At 41.5% G+C, this 23,277-nt stretch carries 20 protein-coding genes; all 20 read left to right on the forward strand.

What is annotated here, in order from left to right:
- Positions 1 to 72: 72 nt before the first annotated feature.
- Positions 73 to 900: a ParA family protein gene (locus ACQRD1_RS05000; protein ID WP_105309246.1), complete on the forward strand. Its 828-nt coding sequence runs from the start codon at positions 73 to 75 to the stop codon at positions 898 to 900.
- Positions 854 to 1,789 (forward strand): ParB/RepB/Spo0J family partition protein, encoded by a 936-nt coding sequence (locus tag ACQRD1_RS05005; RefSeq protein ID WP_235232907.1) that lies wholly within the window; start codon positions 854 to 856, stop codon positions 1,787 to 1,789. Before ACQRD1_RS05000 ends, ACQRD1_RS05005 begins: the two co-directional genes overlap by 47 nt.
- 269 nt (positions 1,790 to 2,058) lie before the next feature.
- Entirely contained in the window at positions 2,059 to 5,133 is a 3,075-nt protein-coding gene (locus ACQRD1_RS05010; RefSeq protein ID WP_235232908.1) for a VaFE repeat-containing surface-anchored protein, read from the forward strand.
- Positions 5,134 to 5,195: 62 nt separating this feature from the next.
- On the forward strand, positions 5,196 to 5,402 hold the full coding sequence (locus ACQRD1_RS05015; protein WP_129900414.1) for a hypothetical protein: 207 nt from the start codon (positions 5,196 to 5,198) through the stop codon (positions 5,400 to 5,402).
- Complete coding sequence (locus ACQRD1_RS05020; protein ID WP_005340070.1) at positions 5,399 to 5,740, forward strand: LPD28 domain-containing protein; 342 nt, start codon at positions 5,399 to 5,401, stop codon at positions 5,738 to 5,740. Before ACQRD1_RS05015 ends, ACQRD1_RS05020 begins: the two co-directional genes overlap by 4 nt.
- An 867-nt stretch (positions 5,741 to 6,607) precedes the next feature.
- On the forward strand, positions 6,608 to 6,961 hold the full coding sequence (locus tag ACQRD1_RS05025; protein WP_081472153.1) for a TnpV protein: 354 nt from the start codon (positions 6,608 to 6,610) through the stop codon (positions 6,959 to 6,961).
- Between the two features lie 569 nt (positions 6,962 to 7,530).
- Positions 7,531 to 13,047: a DUF6908 domain-containing protein gene (locus ACQRD1_RS05030; protein WP_427786999.1), complete on the forward strand. Its 5,517-nt coding sequence runs from the start codon at positions 7,531 to 7,533 to the stop codon at positions 13,045 to 13,047.
- A 113-nt stretch (positions 13,048 to 13,160) separates the two neighbouring features.
- The gene (locus ACQRD1_RS05035; RefSeq protein WP_173739899.1) at positions 13,161 to 13,511 is read left to right on the forward strand and encodes a DUF6664 family protein; all 351 of its coding nucleotides are present in this window, start codon (positions 13,161 to 13,163) and stop codon (positions 13,509 to 13,511) included.
- Positions 13,498 to 13,836: a hypothetical protein gene (locus ACQRD1_RS05040; protein ID WP_173739900.1), complete on the forward strand. Its 339-nt coding sequence runs from the start codon at positions 13,498 to 13,500 to the stop codon at positions 13,834 to 13,836. Before ACQRD1_RS05035 ends, ACQRD1_RS05040 begins: the two co-directional genes overlap by 14 nt.
- A 96-nt stretch (positions 13,837 to 13,932) precedes the next feature.
- Entirely contained in the window at positions 13,933 to 14,733 is an 801-nt protein-coding gene (locus ACQRD1_RS05045; protein WP_173739917.1) for an Rpn family recombination-promoting nuclease/putative transposase, read from the forward strand.
- Between the two features lie 108 nt (positions 14,734 to 14,841).
- Positions 14,842 to 15,822 carry a DUF3991 and TOPRIM domain-containing protein gene (locus tag ACQRD1_RS05050; RefSeq protein WP_235232910.1) on the forward strand — a complete coding sequence of 327 codons (981 nt, stop codon included), beginning with the start codon at positions 14,842 to 14,844 and terminating at the stop codon, positions 15,820 to 15,822.
- 25 nt (positions 15,823 to 15,847) lie between these two features.
- Positions 15,848 to 16,285, forward strand: a complete 438-nt coding sequence (locus tag ACQRD1_RS05055; RefSeq protein WP_427786986.1) for a hypothetical protein — start codon at positions 15,848 to 15,850, stop codon at positions 16,283 to 16,285.
- A 168-nt stretch (positions 16,286 to 16,453) separates the two neighbouring features.
- A complete protein-coding gene (locus ACQRD1_RS05060; RefSeq protein WP_427786987.1) occupies positions 16,454 to 16,546 on the forward strand; it encodes a DUF3789 domain-containing protein in 93 nt (30 codons plus the stop codon).
- A 132-nt stretch (positions 16,547 to 16,678) separates the two neighbouring features.
- A complete protein-coding gene (locus tag ACQRD1_RS05065) occupies positions 16,679 to 17,653 on the forward strand; it encodes a DUF5688 family protein (protein WP_427786988.1) in 975 nt (324 codons plus the stop codon).
- Complete coding sequence (locus ACQRD1_RS05070; RefSeq protein ID WP_427786989.1) at positions 17,650 to 17,988, forward strand: plasmid mobilization protein; 339 nt, start codon at positions 17,650 to 17,652, stop codon at positions 17,986 to 17,988. Before ACQRD1_RS05065 ends, ACQRD1_RS05070 begins: the two co-directional genes overlap by 4 nt.
- Positions 17,979 to 19,424, forward strand: a complete 1,446-nt coding sequence (locus tag ACQRD1_RS05075; protein ID WP_427786990.1) for a relaxase/mobilization nuclease domain-containing protein — start codon at positions 17,979 to 17,981, stop codon at positions 19,422 to 19,424. The genes ACQRD1_RS05070 and ACQRD1_RS05075 overlap by 10 nt, the downstream gene beginning before the upstream one ends.
- The gene (locus ACQRD1_RS05080; RefSeq protein WP_427786991.1) at positions 19,399 to 20,280 is read left to right on the forward strand and encodes a DUF3801 domain-containing protein; all 882 of its coding nucleotides are present in this window, start codon (positions 19,399 to 19,401) and stop codon (positions 20,278 to 20,280) included. The genes ACQRD1_RS05075 and ACQRD1_RS05080 overlap by 26 nt, the downstream gene beginning before the upstream one ends.
- 5 nt (positions 20,281 to 20,285) lie before the next feature.
- Positions 20,286 to 21,260, forward strand: coding sequence for a hypothetical protein (locus tag ACQRD1_RS05085; protein ID WP_427786992.1), 975 nt, complete (start codon positions 20,286 to 20,288; stop codon positions 21,258 to 21,260).
- A 26-nt stretch (positions 21,261 to 21,286) separates the two neighbouring features.
- Positions 21,287 to 21,490: a hypothetical protein gene (locus tag ACQRD1_RS05090; protein WP_005342524.1), complete on the forward strand. Its 204-nt coding sequence runs from the start codon at positions 21,287 to 21,289 to the stop codon at positions 21,488 to 21,490.
- A complete protein-coding gene (locus ACQRD1_RS05095) occupies positions 21,477 to 23,273 on the forward strand; it encodes a VirD4-like conjugal transfer protein, CD1115 family (RefSeq protein WP_270366780.1) in 1,797 nt (598 codons plus the stop codon). The genes ACQRD1_RS05090 and ACQRD1_RS05095 overlap by 14 nt, the downstream gene beginning before the upstream one ends.
- Positions 23,274 to 23,277: the final 4 nt, after the last annotated feature.

Consider the following 23,277-nt stretch of genomic DNA (forward strand, 5'->3'; position numbering starts at 1 on the left):
GCCCACTTTTATACATAGCCAGTCCCGTAAAAAGGATTGGCTATTAAATTTTTCGAGGAAGGAGGAAACCATATGACCAAGTGTAAAGTAATCGCCCTTGCAAATCAGAAGGGAGGAACCGCAAAGACTACAACTACATTAAATCTTGGAATTGGTCTTGCACATCAGGGGCGAAAAGTATTATTGGTTGATGCTGATCCACAGGGAGATTTAACAACTGCATTGGGTTGGACGAATGCAGACAGTCTTCCGATTACACTGGAAACGCAAATGAAGAAGATATTACAAGACGAACCATTTGTGTATAATGAAGGCATTTTGCATCATAAAGAAGGAGTAGATATTGTTCCGACCAACATTGAGTTATCGGGTATGGAAATATCACTGGTAAATGCCATGAGCAGAGAGCAGACATTAAAGCTGTATCTGGCAAATTTGAAAAAAGATTATGATTATATCCTGATTGATTGTATGCCTAGTCTTGGTATGCTGACAATCAATGCATTAGCTGCCGCAGACAGTGTAATTGTTCCAGTGCAGGCTCATTATCTTCCACTAAAGGGCATGACACAGTTAATGAAAACAATTGGTAAGGTACAAAGACAGCTAAATCCTAATCTGAAGATTGATGGAGTATTGCTGACACTTGCAGATATGCGGACAAAACTTGCAAAGACAACAGAGGATAGCCTTAGAGAGAATTATGGAAAGCATATTCGGATTTTCAAAACGATTATTCCAGTGGCTATCACAGCAGCAGAAAGCAGTGCAGCAGGACAGAGCATTTATGAGTATGACAAGAATGGAACTGTTGCAAAGGCATATGCAGAATTTACGAGGGAGGTGATTCAATGTGGCGAAAAGCAGAGAAATAAACATGAATCTTCCCTCAGCCGATGACCTTTTTACCACTCAGGAAGAAAGGGACCATAAGAATCAGGAATATGTAAAAAATATTTCTCTTTTTGAGATTACTGATTTTCCTAATCACCCATTTAAGGTAAGAATGGATGCTAAGATGGTGGAGACTATCGAAAGTGTTCGTGAACATGGTGTATTGGTTCCTGCTCTTGTCAGAGAGAAGCCAACAGGTGGGTATGAAATGATTTCTGGACACCGTAGAAAAATGGCAAGTGAACTGGCAGGGTTAGAAAATATCCCTTGTATTGTAAGAAATCTCAGTGATGACGAAGCAGTTATTGTCATGGTTGACAGCAATCTTCAAAGGGAAGAAATATTACCATCAGAAAAAGCATTTGCTTACAAAATGAAGTTAGATGTCATGAAAAGACAGGGACAAAGAACTGATTTAACTTCGTCGCCATTGGCGACAAAGTTGAAAGGGAAACGTTCTGATGAATTATTGGGTGAGGAGGTTGGAGAAAGTAAAGACCAAATAAGAAGATATATTCGATTAACCTACTTGATACCGGAAATTCTTGATATGGTCGATAACAAGAAAATTGCCATGCGTCCGGCGGTGGAGCTGTCTTATTTGCCAAAAGAAGAACAGGAGATATTGTACGATACCATGGAATCGGAAGATTGCACTCCAAGTCATGCACAGGCAATCAAAATACGCAAATTTTCCGCAGAAGGCAGATTGAATGAAGATGTGTTACTGTCGATTATGTCAGAAGAAAAGCCAAATCAGGTAGAGCAATGGAAAATTCCGAAGAATCGACTGAAGAAATATTTTCCATCGGGAACTACACAGCAGAAAATGGAAGAAACTATCATCAAAGCACTGGAATTATACCGAAGACGGGAAAAAAGCAGGGAACGATAAGCAATTTGACACCAAGGGAGCAGTCTATCCGTTGGCAGTCAATGAGAAATCAGCATTTTCCTGTTTTCCCCTCCCCACACCCTACCCCTTTGGTTTACCAGCAGATTACCAGCCGAAAAGACAATAAGGAGCCGGGAACATCTTTTCTTTCGGCAGGTCAGAGATTCCCACACCTGCATGACAGCAAGAAGTAAACAGAATAAAGCAATAGCAGGCGTTTCAGACGGACGTCTTTTTTTATTGGATTGAAAAGAAAGGAATTGTAGAAAATGAAGAAGATATGGAAACGAGTGTGTACAGGGATTCTTGCCCTGACCACGATTTTAACTGCATTGCCGATTACATCGGTTCAGGCAGCGGAAACACAGTATTGGACAGAGTCCGCAGAGAGAGTTGGACATGTGGAACATTTGATGAACGACGGAACAATAAAAAGTACTTTCAACGAAGGACATATGAAAGTAGAGGGCGAAACCGCCTACTGTGTAAATATCAACATGAAATTTAAGAATGGCTATAAAACTAGACATGACGCAAGTGCCAGCATGAGTGCAGATCAGATTGAAGATGTGGCATTGTCGCTTGAGTATATGAAACAGTATACAGGCAGTCACAGTAATCTGAGTGCAAATCAGGCATATCTTTTAGAGCAGTGCCTTGTGTGGCAGCGTTTAAGTGAGCATTTGGGTTGGCAGTGTGATAATGTCCGAGCTGTATATTCCGAGATTTCTCAGGATATTCAGAATGAAGTGTATGCTGGAGCGAAAGCATTTGTAAAGGCAAATAAGGGACGCTATAAATGCGGTGGATATATCTATACTGGAGAAGGACAGGACATCGGACAGTTTTGGGCAGAACTGAATGTTGGAAATGCAAAGGTAAAGAAAACAACCGCAAATGAGATAGTCACAAATGGAAATGCGATGTATTCCATTGCGGGAGCAACCTTTGGTATATTCTCAGACCAGAATTGTGGTAATCAGATTGGAACACTTACAACAAACGAAAATGGAGATACAAATGAGGTTGAAGTAACTGCCGGAACTGTTTATATCAAAGAGCTTTCTGCACCGAAGGGATATAAGCTGGATACGACAGTACGCAGTCTGAAAGTTGAAGCCGGAAAAACAGCCGTATTAAATGTTTCAGATGTTCCGAAAGTGACAGAAACATTGGTAGACCTGTTCAAGATTGATATGGAGACAGGAAAAGCAACTGCACAGGGAAATGCAGCACTGGCAGGAGCAGAGTTTACCTGGCATTATTATGACGGACTTTATACAAAAGACAACTTACCGGAGAAAGCAACACGTACCTGGGTTACAAAGACGGTAGCAGAAAAAGACAGTGACGGAACCATTCATTATGTGACAAAACTGGCAGATGCCTACAAAGTATCCGGAGATGCATTTTACACTCAGAATGAAAAAAGCGTATTACCACTTGGAACACTGACTGTTGAAGAAACAAAAGCACCAAACGGATATTTACTGGACGGAGCTTATATGCAGGCAGGAGACAGTACAGAACAGATAAAAGGAATGTATCTGACACAGATCACAGAGGACGGAGAACTTGCAGTTCTTTCCGGAAGCAATCAGTATTCCGTATCTGATCAGGTAATCCGAGGTGGGGTGAAGATTCAGAAACGTGATTTAGAGACAAAAGATACCAAAGCACAGGGAAGTGCCACATTAAAAGATACAGCATTTGCAATTATTTCTCTGAACGAGAATCCGGTTCTGGTAGAAGGAAAACTGTACAAGAAGAATGAGACAGTTAAGATGATTCAGACAGGAATTGACGGAATTGCAACAACGACGGCAGATTTACTTCCGTATGGTAAATACAAAATGGAAGAAACCAAAGCACCGGAAGGTTATCTGACTGACGGGGCAAAAGCGATTGAATTTTCGATTACAGAAAATGGAAAAATCGTGGATTTAACAGACGAAAGTCATTCCATTTACAACCAGATTAAACGTGGAGATCTGGAAGGCGTAAAGATTGGAGCAGGTACACATAAGAGACTTGCGAATGTTCCTTTTAAGATTACGAGCAAAACAACCGGAGAGAGCCATATCGTAGTGACAGATAAAAATGGTCAGTTTTCAACCGCTTCCGATTGGGCGTCTCATAAGAAAAATACAAATGCAGGAAAATCCAGTGAGGACGGTATCTGGTTCGGAACTTCTGAGCCGGACGATAGCAAAGGTGCATTGCTTTATGATACTTATGAGATTGAGGAATTATCTTGTGAATCCAATAAAGGCATGAAGCTGATCCCTGCATTTGAAGTTGTTGTCAGCAGAAATAAAGTGAAAATCGACCTTGGAACACTGACCGATGAGTATGAGAAAGAGATTAGCATTCATACAACCGCAACAGACAAGAAAACGGGCGAAAAGATAATTGTTGCAGGAAAGAAAGTAACGATTGTGGATACAGTTACTCTGGACGGTCTGGAAGAAGGAAGAAAGTACCAGTTAAAAGGCTGGCAGATGCTGAAAGAGGAAAATGCTGAACTGCTCATTGATGGAAAGCGTGTGGAAAGTGATTATACTTTTGTTGCTGACAGCGAGAAAATGAAAGTAGAGATTTCTTATACGTTCGATGCATCAGAACTTGGCGGACAGAATCTGGTTACATTTGAAGAATTATATGACCTGAAGAATCCGGAAGAACCTGTAAAAGTTGCAGAGCATAAGGACATTGACGATGAAGGACAGACGGTCCTGATTACAGAGCGAAAGATTTCGATTCATACCACAGCAACTGATAAGAACGGTAAGAAAGAAATCGAAGCCGGAAAAGATCTGACGATTGTAGATACAGTTACTTTAGATGGATTGGAAATCGGTACAAAGTATAAATTGTCTGGTTGGCAGATGGTTAAGGCAGAAAATGCAAAGCTGATTATTGATGGCAAAGAAGTTACCAATGATTATGAATTTATTGCTGATAAGGAAAACATGGAAGTGCAGGTTGAGTTTACTTTCGACGGCAGCACTCTTGGAGGAAAGCAGCTTGTAACTTTTGAAGAACTGTATGATATGACAAATCCGGAAGAACCGAAAAAGGTAACAGAGCATAAGGATATCAACGATGAAGGACAGACCGTAACCATCAAAGAAGTACCGGAAACACCAACCCCAGAGACACCGGGTACTACTACAAAGACAAGCAATCCTCCAAAAACAGGAGACACCGCAAAAGCAGGATTGTGGCTAGCCATTGCTGCATTGTCTGCAATGGGCGTTGGTGGGGTGGCTATCCATGCAAGAAAAAAGAAGAAAGCACCACTGGCGATTGAAGAAAAGAAAGAAGAAAGCGAGGACGAATAAGGATTACAGGGTGGTGAAATACCACCCTCTTACATAGCGAAACAGGCAAGGAGGACAAAAGAATGGTAGTGAACCAGAAAGCGGTAAAAGTTATCAATAAGATATTTGAAGCAGGAATTACAGAGGAAAAAGATATTTCTGCAATGACCTTGGACGAGATTTTGGAAATTCAAGGGATTACGGTTGCAGAGATTGGAATGATCAATGATTTGCAGAAAGCAATCAAAGCCAATAAAGTGATTACTTTTTTGGGAGGTGGAGCAGTATGAGATATGACGTTATGAATGAGTATTATACGGAAATCCGTTTGTTTGGAAAACCTGCATTATTTAACGATATGCGTTTGGATCAGGAGACAGTTCCGAAAGGGTTATATTTATATGAAGTCAGATATGATGATGAAACGTGGGAACCAGTCCAGATTGCAAAAGGCATTTTAGCGAATCATTTGGGTTCGGTTCTTACACGCGAACGGTTAAAAATACCAGCGAATGGTTATCTTGACCTGGAAGCGAAAACAGACTGGAAATATAAAGATAAGGGGTGCCGGACAGTGCAGGAGTTTTTAGAAAAATATCCAATCAGACAAAAAGAAAGAGAACGATAGGAGGAAGGTACGTGGTAAAGAAATTTGATGTCATTACAAAACTGTATGAGGAAGCAACGCAGGAAGTGACAGAGTCACCGGAAAAGTGGATAGCCTTTCTTCAGTCAGCCAGTAAAAATTACCGATTGCCATTTGATGAACAGCTTTTGATTCATGTGCAGCGTCCAGAAGCAACCGCAGTACTTCCTATGGAAAAATGGAATGAAAAGTTTGGACGGTGGGTAAAACGGGATTCTAAAGGAATTGCTGTATTTGATAAGAGTTCCGATAGATTAAAGTTAAAATATTATTTTGATGTATCCGATACCAGAGAAGGAAAGTATAAGCGTCTGGTGCGTCCGGTCTCTTTGTGGAGTGTGGCAGAAGAACAACAGGAACCAGTAAAAGAAGCCTTGGTAAATACATTTGGCGTGACGGACGGAGACAGAAAAGAGTTTGCGATGGTGATTCTGGAAGCGTCTCTGAATATTGCAGAGGATAACATTGGAGATTATCTTCCGGATATCCTACTTGCGACAAAGGATAGTCCGTTAGAAGAAATTGATGAGTTTAATATCCGGTTGAAAATGAAACAACTGCTTGCAAACAGCATTTCTTATATGCTTTTTTTGCGTTGTGGAATTGAACCGGACATTTATCTGGAGACAAGGGACTTTCAAAATATTCGGGACTTTCATACAAAGGAGTTAGTCAATCTCTTTGGCGTGGCTGCGAGTGATATGTCAGAAATGGCATTAGGAGAAGTTGCGGACACAATACGAAAGTTAAAGATACAGGAACGGAAGCAACGCACATTTGTTGAACAGAAAACAACAGATTATAATGTGGATAACAAACAGGAAATCGCAACAGAAAGGGGACAGGACAATGGCAGCAATCACATACAGCAGACAGGGAGATTATCTCCTGCCGAATCTTACAATTCCAGAGGGCGAGGAAGTTCACCTTGGGAAGTACGCATATCTCCGAAAACAATATCTGATGAAGAATCGGTACGGAATGTATCTGAATCTTCTGACAGCGGGAACATTGAACCAGCATCTGATTCAGACGGAGGAAGAAGCACAGAACAGAATGGAGACACTTATTCAGCAGATGGCAGAGAACGAGGGCGTGACAGAAGAACTGAAAGCCAGAGATCAGATGGAGTGGATCGGGAGAATGAACAATATCCGGCAGAGAGCGCAGGAAATCGTGAGGAACGAAATCCTGGAGAATTAGAAGAAAATAATAGGAGTAGTGACATACTTCCAAGTGAGGAAGAACAACTTCAAATATTAGAAGAGAAGGCAGAGGAAAAATCCCCTGCTTTTTCTTTTTCACAGGAACTGATTGATGAGGTTCTTCAAGACGGTCCGCATTTTGCAGATGGAAAATACGATATCTATTCTTATCTTAAACAGGAACATAGCACATCAGAAAATGTGAAATTCTTGCAGGGTGCATATGGCATAGGTGGAAGAACATTAAATATAAATGGAATAAAACTTGATGAAAACTATGACAGTAAAGGAATAAAACTACGGAAAGGATATGAAGTAGATTCACCAGAAATTTTACTGAAATGGAACGTAGTCGTAAAAAGAGTTGGAGAACTTATTGCTGTTGGAAGGTATCTTTCAGAGCAGGAACAGAAAGAATTTCCAGAGTATGAAAAAAGAAAAATTGCCAGAGGAAGACCTTTGCAGGAAGAATCTGAGCAACAATTAATATCAGACAGAGCTGTAACAGAATCGGAAAACGAATCGGCAGATTATGACATTTCTGAGGATACTGTTGTTACGATAGGAATGAAAGATTATGAAGTTGAGTTCCTGTCAGCAGAGAGAGTGGTACTTCGGGATCAGCAATATCCGATTTTTAGCGAAGAACTATCCAGAGAAGAATTTGACCGTAAGATATGTGAGAATCCGGCAAATGACCATTTGAAAATCAAACGGCCATTGCCGGAATTACCAGCCGAAGAAGAAAAAGAGGCACAGCCGACAGATGTTCCATCAGAAGAAACAGAGACAGAGCTGAGTATTCCGGAGCAGAATTATCAGTTTGTGATGAAGATGGCAGGCGAAGTTTTACGGGGAGAAGTGGATTCCAAAACCTTTGAGGCAGGAGCAGGCTTCATGCCCCTTACGATTGAGCAGGTTGGTGACAACTTTATTGCAATCTCTCATTACTATGAGCAGAATGGAGATGCCATGGCAGATCCGGATATGGAATTTGCTTATGATAATGACAGGAAAACGCTTCAGGCAAGAACTTATCAGCAGGACGCATTACAAAGATACGATGAAGTTTATGGCGATGACGGATATAATGAGGAGCTGGAAGAAGAACTGAATCTATTTGCACATGAGTGGTTCCAGACAATCGAGAAACAAGGATATGTTCCGGTACAGGAAGCAGCGGAATTGGAAGCAGGCGAATTACCAGCCGAAGAAGAAAATACTTTGGAATTAGCCCCTTCCTGGGAACAGGGCGAACCTGCAAAGAAAGCGCAGAGCTACGATTTGTATCCGGAAGTTTCCGGGCAGAACAGACATCAGTATCAGATTATGGAGGAAGTGCCGGAGTATGGCTCAGCCAAAGAAAAGTTCAGGGCAAATATTGCAGCGATTCAACTTCTGAAGAAATGTGAAAACGAACATCGTTATGCAACACCGGAAGAACAGGAAATACTGGCAAAATATGTTGGTTGGGGCGGTCTTTCAGATGCATTTGATCCAAAGAAATCCGCATGGGCAGCCGAGTATCTGGAATTGCAGACTGTATTAAGTGAAGAAGAATACGAATCTGCAAGAGAATCAACGCTGACAGCGTTCTATACTCCGCCGATTGTAATCAAGAGTATGTATCAGGCACTGGAAAACATGGGACTAAAGAGTGGAAATATTCTGGAACCAAGTTGTGGTGTCGGTAACTTTATCGGTATGAAACCAGAATCTCTTTCGGACTGTAAGATGTATGGTGTGGAATTGGATTCTGTTTCAGGAAGAATTGCTGCACAACTTTATCAGAAATCCAAGATAGCGGTTGAGGGTTATGAGAAAGTAAATCTTCCAGACAGTTTTTTCGATGTTGCAATCGGCAATGTACCGTTTGGGGAGTTTAAAGTATTTGACAGCAGATATGACAGGTACAATTTCTTCATTCACGATTATTTCTTTGCGAAAACATTGGACAAGGTAAGACCGGGCGGTGTGATTGCATTTATTACTTCATCAGGAACCATGGATAAGAAGAATCCATATGTCAGAAGATACCTGGCACAGAGAGCAGAGCTGATCGGTGCAATCCGTCTGCCGAATGATACCTTTACCAAAAACGCAGGAACGAAAGTAACATCGGATATTTTATTCCTTCAGAAGCGTGACCATATGACACTGGAGGAACCGGACTGGGTATATCTGGATTATGATGACAACGGCATTGAACAGAACCGCTATTATGTACAGCACCCGGAAATGATACTGGGAGAAATGGTTATGGAATCCGGTCCGTATGGCATGAGAAGTACTTGCAGACCGTATGAGGGCAGAGAACTGTCAGAACTTCTTTCAGTTGCAGTTGAAGCGTTAAAGGGTACGATTGAAGAAGTAGAAATGGAAGAACTGGTGGAGGAAGAAGACCATACGATTCCTGCAGATCCATCGGTGAGCAATTATTCTTACACATTGGTAGATGGAAAGATTTACTATCGGGAAAACAGTCGTATGAAGCCGGTAACACTTCCGGTGACTGGAGTAAATCGTGTGAAAGGTATGATTGCAATCCGGGATTGTGCAAGAGAACTGATCCGGTATCAGACAGAAGGATATTCTGATGCAGTAATCGAAGGACAACAGAAGGAATTAAACCGTCTGTATGATCTCTTCCGCAGTAAATACGGACTGTTAAATGATCGTGCCAATATGCGTGTATTTGCAGACGATAATAGTTATCCATTGCTGAGTTCACTGGAGATTCTTGCAGAAGACGGAACACTGGAACGGAAAGCGGATATGTTTTCTAAGCGGACAATCAAAGCACATAAGGTAGTGAACAGTGTGGATACTGCCAGTGAAGCATTGTCAATTTCTCTTGCAGAAAAAGCAAAAGTGGATATGCCTTTCATGGCGAAACTGACCGGGAAAACAGAAGAAGAACTGGAACAGGAGTTGTCCGGCGTTGTTTTTCGTTTACCGGAAAGTGATACAGAGAATCCAAAGTATGTTTCCGAAGACGAATATTTGTCAGGGAATGTAAGAGAGAAGTTGAAAGTGGCAGAACTTGCGGCACAGGCAGATGTAAGGTATCAGGTCAATGTAACTGCTTTGCAAAAAGTACAGCCAAAGGATTTAAGTGCTTCAGAAATCAATATCCGACTGGGGACAACGTGGCTTCCGGAGAGTGATGTTGAAGATTTTGTGTTCCAGTTATTGAATACGCCCAATTATATGCAGTGGAAAATAAAAGTACATTTTTCTAAATATACGGGAGAATGGCAGGTAGAGGGAAGAAGTCTGGATAAGGGGAATGTAAAGGCAAACAATACCTATGGAACAACAAGAGTCAGTGCGTATCGGATTATTGAAGATACCTTGAATCTAAGAGACGTTCGGATTTACGATTATGTGGAGGACGATGACAGAAAGAAAAAAGCTGTTCTAAATAAGAAAGAAACTGCCATAGCACAGGGAAAACAAGATCTGATCAAGCAGGCATTTCAGGATTGGATTTGGAAAGAACCGGAGCGCAGGCAGAGACTTACTGATTATTACAATGAAAATTTCAATGCAATCCGACCAAGGGAATATGATGGAAGTCATCTGAACTTTTATGGAATGAATCCGGAAATCCGGCTACGGGAACATCAGAAAAATGGTGTTGCAAGAATCCTGTACGGCGGGAACACGCTGCTTGCCTATGTAGTTGGAGCAGGAAAGACGTATACGATGGTTGCGACTGCAATGGAGAGTAAACGACTGGGACTTTGTCACAAGTCCATGGTTGTTGTACCGAACCACATCATTGAACAGTTTGCAGCCGAGTGGTTACAGCTTTATCCGGCAGCAAATTTACTGGTGGCAACCAAGAAAGACTTTGAAACCAAAAACCGAAAAAGATTCTGTGCCAGAATTGCTACCAGTGATATAGATGCGGTAATTATCGGGCATAGTCAGTTTGAACGTATTCCATTGAGCATTGAACGTCAGCAAAGGACAATCCGCAGTCAGATTGAGGAACTTGTGCAGGGAATTACAGAGGAAAAAGCAAGGAATGGAAACAAATTTACAATCAAGCAGTTGGAAAAGACGAAGAAGTCATTGCTTGTGCGACTGGAAAAACTGAATGACCAGAGTAAAAAAGACCAGGTGATCAACTTTGAAGAATTGGGAATTGACCGCTTATTTGTTGATGAAGCGGATGGATACAAGAATTTGTATCTATATACGAAAATGAGAAATGTAGCAGGCATTGCCCAGACAGAAGCGTTGAAGTCCTCTGATATGTTTATGAAATGCCAGTACCTTGACGAACTGACTGGAGGAAAAGGTGTGGTATTCGCTACAGGAACACCAGTCAGCAACAGTATGGTGGAACTATATACCATGCAGAGATACTTGCAGCATCATACATTGGTGGAGCATAACCTACAGCATTTTGACGCATGGGCATCAACTTTCGGAGAAACAGTGACAGCAATCGAGCTTGCCCCGGAAGGGACAGGCTACCGTCTAAAAACGAGATTCGCAAAGTTTTATAATCTTCCGGAGCTTATGCAGATGTTTCGGGAGGTGGCAGATATTCAGACTGCTGACATGTTGAATCTTCCAGTACCGGAAGTAGAGTACCGGGTTGTATCTGTAAAACCAAGTGAAATGCAGCGTGACATGGTTGCAGAACTGGGAGAACGTGCGGAGCGTGTAAGGGATGGAATGGTCAATGCCACTGAAGATAACATGCTGCTGATTACCAATGACGGAAGAAAACTGGCTCTGGATCAGCGAATGATGAATGAATTGTTACCGGATTATCCAGAGAGTAAAGTCAATGCGTGTGTAGAGGAAGTCTATAACTTCTGGGAGCAGGGGCAGGAAAAGAGATTGACGCAGTTGGTATTTTGTGATTTATCTACCCCGAAAACAGATGGAAGTTTCAGTGTTTATAACGATGTAAGGGATAAGTTGATTGCCAAAGGGATTCCGCCGGAGGAGATTGCATTTATTCATGATGCTAATACCGAAGTACGAAAAAAAGAATTATTTTCAAAAGTAAGAAGAGGTGCTGTCCGTATTTTAATGGGCAGCACTTTTAAAATGGGAGCCGGTACGAATGTGCAGGATTTGATTATTGCAAGCCATGACCTGGACTGTCCATGGCGTCCGAGAGACTTGGAGCAGAGAGCAGGACGAACCGTCCGGCAGGGAAACAAAAATCCGAAAGTAGATATTGTCCGTTACGTTACAGAAGGAACTTTCGATGCTTATCTATATCAGATTATAGAGAATAAGCAGAAATTCATCTCTCAAATCATGACCAGTAAAAGTCCGGCAAGGTCAGTGGAGGATATTGATGAAGTGGCACTGTCTTATGCAGAAATCAAAGCCTTAGCAGTTGGAAATCCGTATATAAAAGAGAAGATGGATTTGGATATTCAGGTATCAAAGCTTCAGTTATTGAAACAGAGTTTTCTCAGCCAGAAGTATGAAATGGAAGATAAAGCAGTGCGATATTTCCCAAATGAAATCAAACAGTGCGAACAACGGATTGCGGATTACGAATCAGATATTGCATTGGCAAAGGAAAATACGCCGCCAGACCGGGAGACCTTTCCGGCGATGCAGATTCATGATGTTGTATATACAGAAAAGAAAGAGGCAGGACAGGCAATCATAGAAGCCTGTAAAGCAATGAAGTCAGCAGAAGCGGTGCTGCTTGGAAGGTATCGTGGCTTCCCAATGAAACTATCTTATGATTCTTTTCAAAAGGTATTTATCATTTCCATGTATGGAAAACAAGTATATCATGTACCGCTTGGTTCAGATATTCATGGTAATATTACCCGTCTGGATAATAAGATTCAGGAACTGCCTGACAAGATGTTACGGTGGCAGGACGAGTTAGAAAACCTCAAGGTACAGTTGGAAAATGCCAAAGAGGAAGCACAGAAAGAGTTTCCACAGGAAGAAGAACTGGCAGAAAAGGTAGCAAGGCTTGGAGAATTAAACGTACTTCTGGATATGGATAAGAAAGACCAGGTGCTGTTGGACGATGGAGAAGGAGTGGAGATAGAACCGGAACAAAAGAAAAAAGAGCGTGAGCGGTAAAAGGGATTCAGTCTGCCAGAGAGTTTCTGGCAGATTGAATGTGAAAATCGCACAGTCGTTTTCTCCTGAGAAACTTGTTATAGTTAGCAAAAAAGAACAGGAGGAAGTAGAGCATGAAATCATTATTTTCAGAAAACGATATTGTTTTACCTGAGTGGTTGGGAATTCTATTGGAAAAAGTAGACAGAGATACGGTTCAGGAATTACTTGCAGAACACGAGGAATATCAGACTTTCTGCGCAAAGAGAAAAGAATTGCTGAACCAGTATCCAGTTATAGAAAAATTATTAGATGATAACGGTGAAGTTAGAATATCAGAGCAGGAACATCAGGCAGTATTGGAGTATTTGCAAGTCAGAGATAAAATAGAGAACAAAGAACGCTTGTACCATTATTTGTACGGACATATCCATTGTTATGAATATATGAAAAAGATTGGAGTGATAAAACATGAAAATCAGTGATTTTGATATTTATCACTTACCGCCTTTAATGGGAATGTTTGTAGATTATCTTGAAAATGAATGTGAAAGATTGCTGCAGGAATCGCCACAATTTATTGAGTTGCAGAGAGAAGACCATGCATTACTGGATGAATATCCATTCTTAAATATGATTACCGACAGCAATGGGGTCACGAAAGCATTGGATTTGAATTATGCAGAGACAGAAGCTTTGGCGAAATTTTGTTTAGTGGAAGACGATATAAACTGTTGGAAACGGTTGCAGATGTATTTATTAGGGATTGCACATGCGATGGAGATTATTGAGTTATTGAAGTTGGATTAGTAAAAACATGGAGCTTGTATAGGAGAAGAAACTATGTTAATCTGTTATAAACAAACGGAAGAAAAGGAAGATACGGAAAAAGAAAGAGGTGATACTATGGCAGAGAATACTACAAAAGAATTAGATTTTGACCGGAAGCATGAAGAAGATTTACAGCGTCTGAGGGGACTGAGATTGTTGGACGATGATTTCATGCAAAAAGTATTTGAGGATAAAGCGTGTACAGAATTTTTGCTTCAAATTATTTTAAACAGGACAGATTTGAAAGTATTGCGAGTGAACGGACAGCAGGATATTAAGAATTTGCAGGGACGTTCGGTAAGACTGGACATCTTGGCTGTTGATGCGAATAACAGAGTGTACAATATCGAGATACAAAGAAGTGATAAGGGTGCCGGAGTGAAAAGAGCAAGATATAACAGCAGCCTTATCGACGCAAATGTGACAGAGCCTGGTGAAAAATATGAAAATTTGTGTGAATCCTATGTTATTTTTATTACAGAAAATGATATAATGAAAGCGGGATTACCAATCTATCATATTGACAGAACGGTAAAAGAAACAGGCGAATTATTTGGCGATGAATCACATATTATATATGTGAACTCACAAATTAAAGACGAATCCGCATTAGGAATGTTGATGCATGATTTTTCCTGTACCGATGCCAAGGATATGAAATATAAAATCTTGGCAGATCGAGTCCGATATTTCAAAGAAGATGAGAAAGGAGTTGCGACTATGTGCAAAGCGATGGAAGAAATGCGAAAAGAAGAATTGATAGAAGTAGCAGAGCGTTTGTTGAAATTAAAAAAATTGTCATATGAAGAAATTGCAGAAATAGCAAAACTAACAGTAGAAGAAGTCAAAGCTCTGGACGAGAAAGAAATTGCTTAGCATGAAAATGCTACATAACCGGGTGGTTTCCTAAAAGGGAAATTACCCGGTTATTTTTATGTCCGGATATGAAAAATATCAATTCAGGGCAGGAAAGGAGAGGAGCTTATGCCATATATACCACCTCAGGTTGTGCAGGAAGTAAAGCGAATGGACTTGCTGACTTATCTGAAAAATTATGAACCATATGAGTTGGTTCATTTTTCCGGTAACACTTATACTACCAGAACGCATGACAGTCTGAAGATATCTAATGGTAAATGGATGTGGTGGAGCCAGAGAACTGGTGGCAGGTCAGCACTGGATTATTTAATCAAAGTAAGAGGATACAGCTTTTTAGAGGCGGTTGAATTGCTTGCGGAGCGGGCGAATATTCAACCGCCTCTTTCTGTATCAGAACAGCTTCCAGTGGAAAAACATCTGCTGTTACCAAAAGAAAATCGGTATCACACAAATGTATTCAGTTATCTTACCGGACGGGGAATTGATAAAGAAATTATTCGATTCTGCATAGAAACTGGAAGAATTTATGAGAGTGCGTATCATCATAATGCCGTTTTTGTTGGCATGGATCAGCAGGGAGAACCGAAATATGCAGCACTTCGTGGAATCAATACGGATTTTATCGGAGAAGCAAATGGAAGTGACAAGAACTATTCTTTTTCAATTCCGGCAGGGAAAATGAGTGATCAGGTTCATGTATTTGAATCTGCGATTGACCTGTTATCTTATGCAACGATGCAGAAACTGGACGGGAAAGAGTGGCAGACGGAGCATTTATTGTCGTTGGCGGGGGTATATCAGCCTGCAAAAGAGATTGAAAAAAGCAAAATTCCGGCAGCGTTGGCACAATTTCTAAAGGAACATACAGACGTGAAAGAAATTGTATTGCATCTGGATAATGATCGCACCGGAAGACTTGCAACAAAAGCAATCCAGACGGTTGCACCCGAAAAATATCATGTAAAAGATCAACCACCAGCTAAAGGAAAAGACTGTAATGATATGTTATGTCTGAGATTAAATCTTGGATTAACAAGGCGGGAAAAGTCAAAAAATCAGAAAAGCAGCCGCTTATGGGAACGGTGAGCAGGAAGAAAGGAGACGGAATTACATGAAAATAGTGAAGTATGAGCTGTCACTGGTTCATAAAAAAGAGTTGATTTTAACGATGGAAGATGATGTGGACAGTAAAGATCTGTTGAAGATTTTTCTGGAAACACAGGTGAAAGAAGAAAAAGAACAGGACGGATTGCTTGGAATTATTGCTGAAAAGGTATCAGAAGAAAGCTGTACGGAGCAGTGTGAAAGCTGTCAAAAGTATTGTCCGGCGAGTGAAGAATGTATGGCAACTGATGAAAATGTACGCTGCACAGAGTGCGAATATTTGTGTAAAACCTGTGGGCGATGTGAACTGAAAGAGGAAAAAGACTTCGGACATGATTGTGGTCAGGAGTGTAAAGAGTGTGGATTTGCTTGTACAAAATGTGGTTGCTGTACAAATCCAATGTTGGAATTGCAGCCAGGAAAGCATTTGTTTTTCGGACGGTAAATTCTCTGATACCCGGAACAGCGAGACGGGTGCAGAGGAATACACAATACTAGCAAGCAACGCCTTTGGATTGCCACACAGGTTTCCTGTCTGTCAGTCCAGCGGCAGCTTGTCAGGGAGAATCCCTGAAACCCTTAGAAAAATTTACAATATGGAGAAACAGGAGACATGAAGAAAATGATTTTATTTGTTGCAGGAATATTTGTAGGAAGTGCGGTCGGTGTAAGTGCAATGTGCATTTTACAGGTGAACAGAAAATAAGTGAAGGAGAAAGAAAATGGCAAGTATTGATTTGACAATTAGAAATAAGAAAAAAGAAGCAAAACGTTATGAAGCGTATTTAAAGAAGTTGGGCAAAAAGAAAGTGGAACAGAAGAAAGGGGAACAGAAGAAATGATAGCAGAAAAAGTATTTGCGGAAGGAGTGGCAAAGGATATTCGTAATTATCTTCCACCAGAGTACGAAGATGCAGATTTTCAGGTCGTGCAGAAAAATAAAAATAATGGAATTCAGTTAATAGGAGTACAGGTAAATCTTCCGGAAAGAAATGCAAGTCCGATTATTTATATGGAACAATTCTTTGATGAAATCCGACAAGGGGAACCTGTTGAGCGTGTAATGAACAGGATTGCAAGTTGTATAGAGAAATCGAGCCGGGCTCCATTTATGAATAGCGGGATTGATCTGACAAATTATGATTCGTTAAAAGAGCATCTGGCAATTAAACTTGTGAACACACAGGCAAATCGAAAGCTGCTGCAGGAAATGCCTCATGAAAATATTGAAGATTTATCTGCTATCTGCTATGTGGATTTCCCAGTAGATTCCAGAGAAGGAAAAGCGACTATGGAGATAAGAAATCAATATCTCAGTATTTGGAATATTGATGAAAAAGCGTTGTTTCAACAGGCAAGGGCAAACACACAGCCGATAAATACACCAGTTCTTCAGACAATGTTTGGAACATGGAAAAGCCTTTTTGATGAAGACGCATTTGTAAAGAATCTATTAGATGAGAATACAACGGAATTTGGACTTAGTTCGCATGAAACAGCCTATGTACTTACGAATATGGAAAAGCAGTATGGAGCATCTATGATTACTCAACCAGAGGTTTTAAATAAACTTAATCAGCTTTTTCCAGAAGGATTTTATGTTCTTCCGTCATCAGTCCATGAAGTTTTGATTGTACCGGATAATGGTGAAGTTGAACCAAGAAGATTGGGCGAAATGGTGCGGGAAGTAAACCGGGCAGAGGTTAAGCGTGAGGAGGTTCTCTCAGACAGAGTTTACAGCTACGATAAAGAAAAACACCAGATTCGCCAAGAACCAGATTCTATACAGAAAGCAAAGGAGATGGAGCGTTGAGAAAACGTAATGTAGCAATTCTTTTCCGGTTGAATAAAAAAGAAGCAGAAGCACTGGATAAGAAAGTAAAGAAAAGCGGACTGAACCGGGAAGCTTACCTGAGACAGTTGATTTCTGGTGTTGTTCCAAGAGACGCACCGCCGCCAGATTATTATTCTATGATGCGGGAGCTGCATAAGATTGGAAATAACTTAAATCAGATCGCACAGAAAGCACATGTGTTAAATGTGGTAGATGTGCAGCGTTACGATAAGGAAGTGCGGAAGTTTAATGAAGTAGTCCGTAAGATTACAGAAACAGTGATACTTCCGGAGAAAAATGAATTATGGCAGTGACATCAATCTGGAGCATTAAAGGTTGGATGGGAAAAGTAATCAATTATGCGAAAAATCCAGATAAGACCAAAGAACAGACGAACCAGGAACTGGTTTCAGAAAATGAAACCGGGCAATTACAGGGACTTAATGATGTAATTACCTATGCGGTAAATGAAGAAAAGACCAGACTGATACAATCTGAATCTATGGAAATGGAACTTGTCGGAGAATCGGAAGAATTGATGGAACAGTATGTATCCGGAGTTAATTGTTCACCGACAACCGCAAGAGAAGAAATGATTGCAGTCAAAAAGCGTTTTGGAAAGGAAGGTGGGATTGTAGCGTTTCATGGATACCAGTCTTTTGCACCGGGAGAATGTAATCCGGCAATGGCACATGAGATTGGAAAGAAGATGGCAGAAGAATTGTGGGGCAGTCAGTATCAGGTATTGATTGCGACTCATTTGGATAAGACAAATCACTTGCACAATCATTTTGTGGTGAACTCAGTTTCATTTCTTGACGGAAAAAGATACCATCGAACGAATCAGGACTACCGGGATATGCGAAAGGTATCTGACCGTTTATGCAAAGAATATCAGCTGTCGGTTGTGCAGAAGCCGGAACAAGGAAAAGGGAAACATTATGCCCAGTGGCAGGCGGAACAGGAAGGAAAGCCAAGTTATCACAGCATGGTAAAAGCAGATGTTGATGAGGCAATCCGAAAAGCGAGGACTGAAAAACAGTTCTTTTTTTATTTGCGGGAAAAAGGATATTCTTTTAAGTTTGGAAAAGACATTACCATTCGTCCAGAAGGGCGGGAGCGTGGTCTGAAGTTAAAGCGTAACTTTGGAGAGAATTATTCACTGGAAGCGATCCGGGTTCGGATTTTGGAAGAAAATGAATTACCTGCCGAGAAGAAACTTTCGGTTCGTAAGACTTACCGGATTCGGGTATCCGGCAACTTCAAGCAGACAAGAAAGATCGGAGGACTTCGGGGATTGTATCTGCATTACTGTTATCTTTTAGGAATCCTACCGAAGAACCGCCCGTCAATGTCTGCCAAACAAATTCATGTATTGTTCCGAGAGGATTTATTAAAACTGAATACCATTTCCAAAGAGACAAAGCTGCTCTGCCACTATCACATTGATACTGCGGAGCAGCTTTTTTCGTTGAAAGACCGTTTGCAGAAACAAATGGAGCAGTGTGTGGAGGAGCGGAAACACTTGCGTTATAAGATTCGGGCAAACAGACCGGAAGAAGAAATACAGGAGCTGAAAGAACAGATCAAAGGTCTGACAGAAGAAATTGGAACGCTCAGAAGGGAGGTGGTGGTTTGCGATGGGATTGCCGCACGTTCCAAGGTGATTGAAGAAAAATTTAAGATGGTGCGGGAAGAAAAAGAGAAGAAGGAGGAACAAAGCCATGAACACATCAGGCGAAGCCGCTGACCAGGTGGTACGAATGTCTCTGGAAGTCGGTGAAGCTGCATTGAAGATCAGCGGTACAGGTGCGAAGCATCTGGCAGTGATGTTGTATGCAGTCTTAAAAGAGAAGAAAAAGACAAAAGGCAGGGCAAGACTTGAGACACTGGTCAAATCGGGTAGACCACTGACGGTGTTTTCAGTGAAAGAAAGTGACCTGAAGCAGTTTGTGCAGGAAGCAAAACGATATGGCGTGTTGTATTGTGCAGTCCGAAATCCTAAAGGAAGCAGTGACGGACTGGTAGATGTGATTGTAAAGGAAGAAGATGCACCAAGAATCAACCGTATCGTAGACAGATTCCAGTTCGCATCTGTTACAGAAGCGGCGAAGATTAAGACGGAAATTGAACGGACACGTGCAGAAAAAGCGAAAGCCGGAAAATCGGAGAAGCAGGAAAAGAAACCGGAAAAGGTACAGATTCAGCAGGAAAAACAGGGACAGGCGGAGCCGGAGAAAGATTATCCACAGAAATCCAAGGAGGATCAGCTTATGGACGAGTTGTTTGGAGAGCCGGTGAAGAAAGAGGGTAAGGAGCAAAACCCCTCTTTGGCAAAGACGATCAAATCCCGTCTGTCCGAGCCTACCTCAAAGAAGCAAGAGAAAACCGCAGAGGGTACTTCTAAGTTATACGCTCCGGAAAAACCAGAGAAACCATCGGTCAGAAAAGAACTCCGGGAGATACAGAATGCAAGGAAGAAAGAAGCGGAGCGGCGTGAGCATAGAAATGATCCGGTGAGAAATCAGGGCAATAAAGACCGGAATCAGATTCGCCACCAACAGCCACAACAGAAACGAAAGCCAAGAAAAGGGAAAGAGAGGTAAATTTTATGGATAACAGTTTTGATTCTTTATTAAATGTATCTGCCGTACCACAGGACGATAAGGTACAGGCATTTATCGCAGAGAGTAAGAATAACCGGAATCGTTGCTATGAGTTGTCAGAACAGGTAACCGCACAGGTAGCGACAGACGGTCAGATGTTCCAGAAATATCTGGACGTGCAGAGTACCTTTGACCGTTATACGGCAAATAATGCACTTCTGATTCTTGCACAGAGACCAGATGCACAGAGATTAGGGGATTATGGATATTGGAGAGACCATGGAACTTATGTAAAACGTATGGAGCGTCAAAATCCAATTTTGATCATGGAGCCGGGAAAGACTTATGAACGTGAAGACGGTTCGATAGGAACGTATTACAATGCGAAAAAGTTGTATGATATTTCCCAGACAACGATGACGGATAAGACGGCAAAAGAAAATCAGTATGATGAGAGAAGCCTGATCCGGGCATTAGTGAGCAATCCTCCGGCAAATATTGTTGCAGCAGAGCCTGATCAGATGCCTGATGAAAAGGGGGCATATTTTGAACCGGAAGAAAATTGCATTTATGTGAGAAAAGGTATGGACGCACAGGAAATTTTTCAAAGTCTTGTGCCGGAACTGGTATTTGCAGGATATGCAGAAGGCAATCCGCACTATGACCGGAATGAAGATGCATTCCATGCATATTGTGTGTCTTATATGTTGTCTAAAAAGTATGGAATGGATATCAGCCAGTTTGATTTTACCCATGCACCAGAGTTCTTTGAAAATATGGAACCGCAGGAGGTAAGAGGGGAACTTTCCAAAGCGAGAGATGCAGCCAATGCAATTTCCGGAAGAATGGCGAGAGTGTTGGAACAGGATAAAAATCTGAATTATCGCCAGCAGGGAAAGACAGAAGCTGAGCAGAAAGAACCTGAAGCAAAAACAGGAGAACAGAAAGCACAGGAGCATGACCGGGGAGAAGCACGCTAGAAAAATTCGGGAAAGGAGAATGCAAAATGAGCAGTGATACGATTACGTTAGAACTGGACAAATATGAGAGCGGTGTAGTGTTCCATTCCCTGAAGGACAAGCGGAATCAGATGCTGAAAGAGGGAAAAGATACGGAGCTTGTCGATGATGTTTTAATGAAAGTCATTGAGAAAATCGAAGTACCGCCGGAGAAGGAAAAGCGAGGACGCAGAAGCCATGAAGAACGATGATGAGCAGAGCAGTCTGATGTTGGCGGTGATTGGAATTATCCCGGTTATCTGGTTTGCGTTACTTGTCGCACCTTATCTTTCGTCTGGTCTTATGGGGATTCTGGATGGAGTCCCGGAAGCAATGAACCATCCGTTTTCCATTCGGTTATGTGGGGACAGTGTAAAAACTGTCCTTATTTTTTTGCTGTCTTACGGCATGGGAATCGGGATTTATATTTCTACCAAGAAACATTACCGACGAGGTGAAGAACATGGTTCTGCTAAATGGGGAAATGTGAAGAAAATAAATCGCAGATACAAGGAGAAGCGGTTTACAAAAAATAAGTTGCTGACCATGCATGTGCAGATCAGTTATAACATGAGGAAACATTTGCGAAATGTATTGACGGTTGTAATTGGCGGTTCTGGTTCCGGAAAGACCAGATTTTTTGCAAAGCCGAATCTGATGCAGGCGAATACTTCTTTTGTGGTTTTAGATCCAAAAGGAGAAAATCTAAGAGATACTGGGTATCTTCTGGAAGAAAAAGGATATGAGGTAAGAGTGCTTGACCTGATCAACATGGAAAAGAGCCATTGCTATAACCCGTTTGTATATCTGAAGGACGATAACGATGTGCAGAGATTGGTAACGAACCTGTTCAAAGCGACTACACCCAAGGGAAGTCAGTCGAACGATCCATTCTGGGATACTGCAGCTTCCATGCTGTTGCTGGCACTGATTTTCTATTTACGGTATGAAGCACCAGAGGAAGAACAGAATTTCCCGATGGTAATGGAAATGTTACGTGCCGGAGAAGTCAGAGAGGATGATGACCAGTACCAGTCACCACTTGATGAACTATTCGAGCGGTTGGAAATGAAGAACCCGGAACACATCGCAGTGAAGTATTACAAAGATTATCACTCTGGTAGTGCCAAGACATTAAAATCCATTCAAATCACATTAGCAGCAAGACTTGAAAAATTTAACTTATCCAGTCTGGCAGCACTGACCGCAACGGACGATTTAGACCTGCCATCACTGGGAGAGCGAAAAGTGGCTTTATTTGCGTTAATCCCGGACAACGACACCAGTTACAACTTTCTGGTGTCAATTTTGTATACCCAGTTATTTCAGCAGTTGTTCTATCTGGCAGACCATAAATACGGCGGGAGACTTCCGGTTCATGTGCATTTCCTCATGGACGAATTTGCAAATGTTTCACTGCCAGATGACTTCGATAAGATTCTGTCCGTTATGCGTTCCAGAGAAGTATCAGTCAGTATTATTTTGCAGAATCTGGCACAGTTAAAGGCATTGTTCGAAAAGCAGTGGGAAAGCATTATGGGAAACTGTGACGAATTTTTATATTTGGGTGGCAACGAGCAGGGGACGCATAAATATGTCAGCGAACTTCTGGGAAAGGCAACGATTGACACGAACACCTATGGAAAGTCAACGGGACATTCTGGGAATTATTCCACCAATTATCAGAATACAGGGCGGGAGCTGATGACACCCGATGAAGTTCGCATGTTGGATAACCGATATGCGATTCTTTTTATTCGTGGAGAAAGACCAATTTTAGACGAGAAATTTGATATTTTAAAGCACCCCAATGTGGGACTTACAACTGACGGAAACGGAAAACCATATCTGCATGGAGCAGTTGACCGGGCAGTGGCAAGTATCTCACTGGGAGACAGCTTAGAAGGTGAACTCACAGACGATGCACTGGAATCGGAAGATTACGAATTATTATCTGATGAAGATTTGGAAGAAATTATCCAGAAATATGTGTAAATCC

This window comes from Bariatricus sp. SGI.019 (genome assembly GCF_050315235.1).
Classification (GTDB): domain Bacteria; phylum Bacillota; class Clostridia; order Lachnospirales; family Lachnospiraceae; genus JAFBIX01.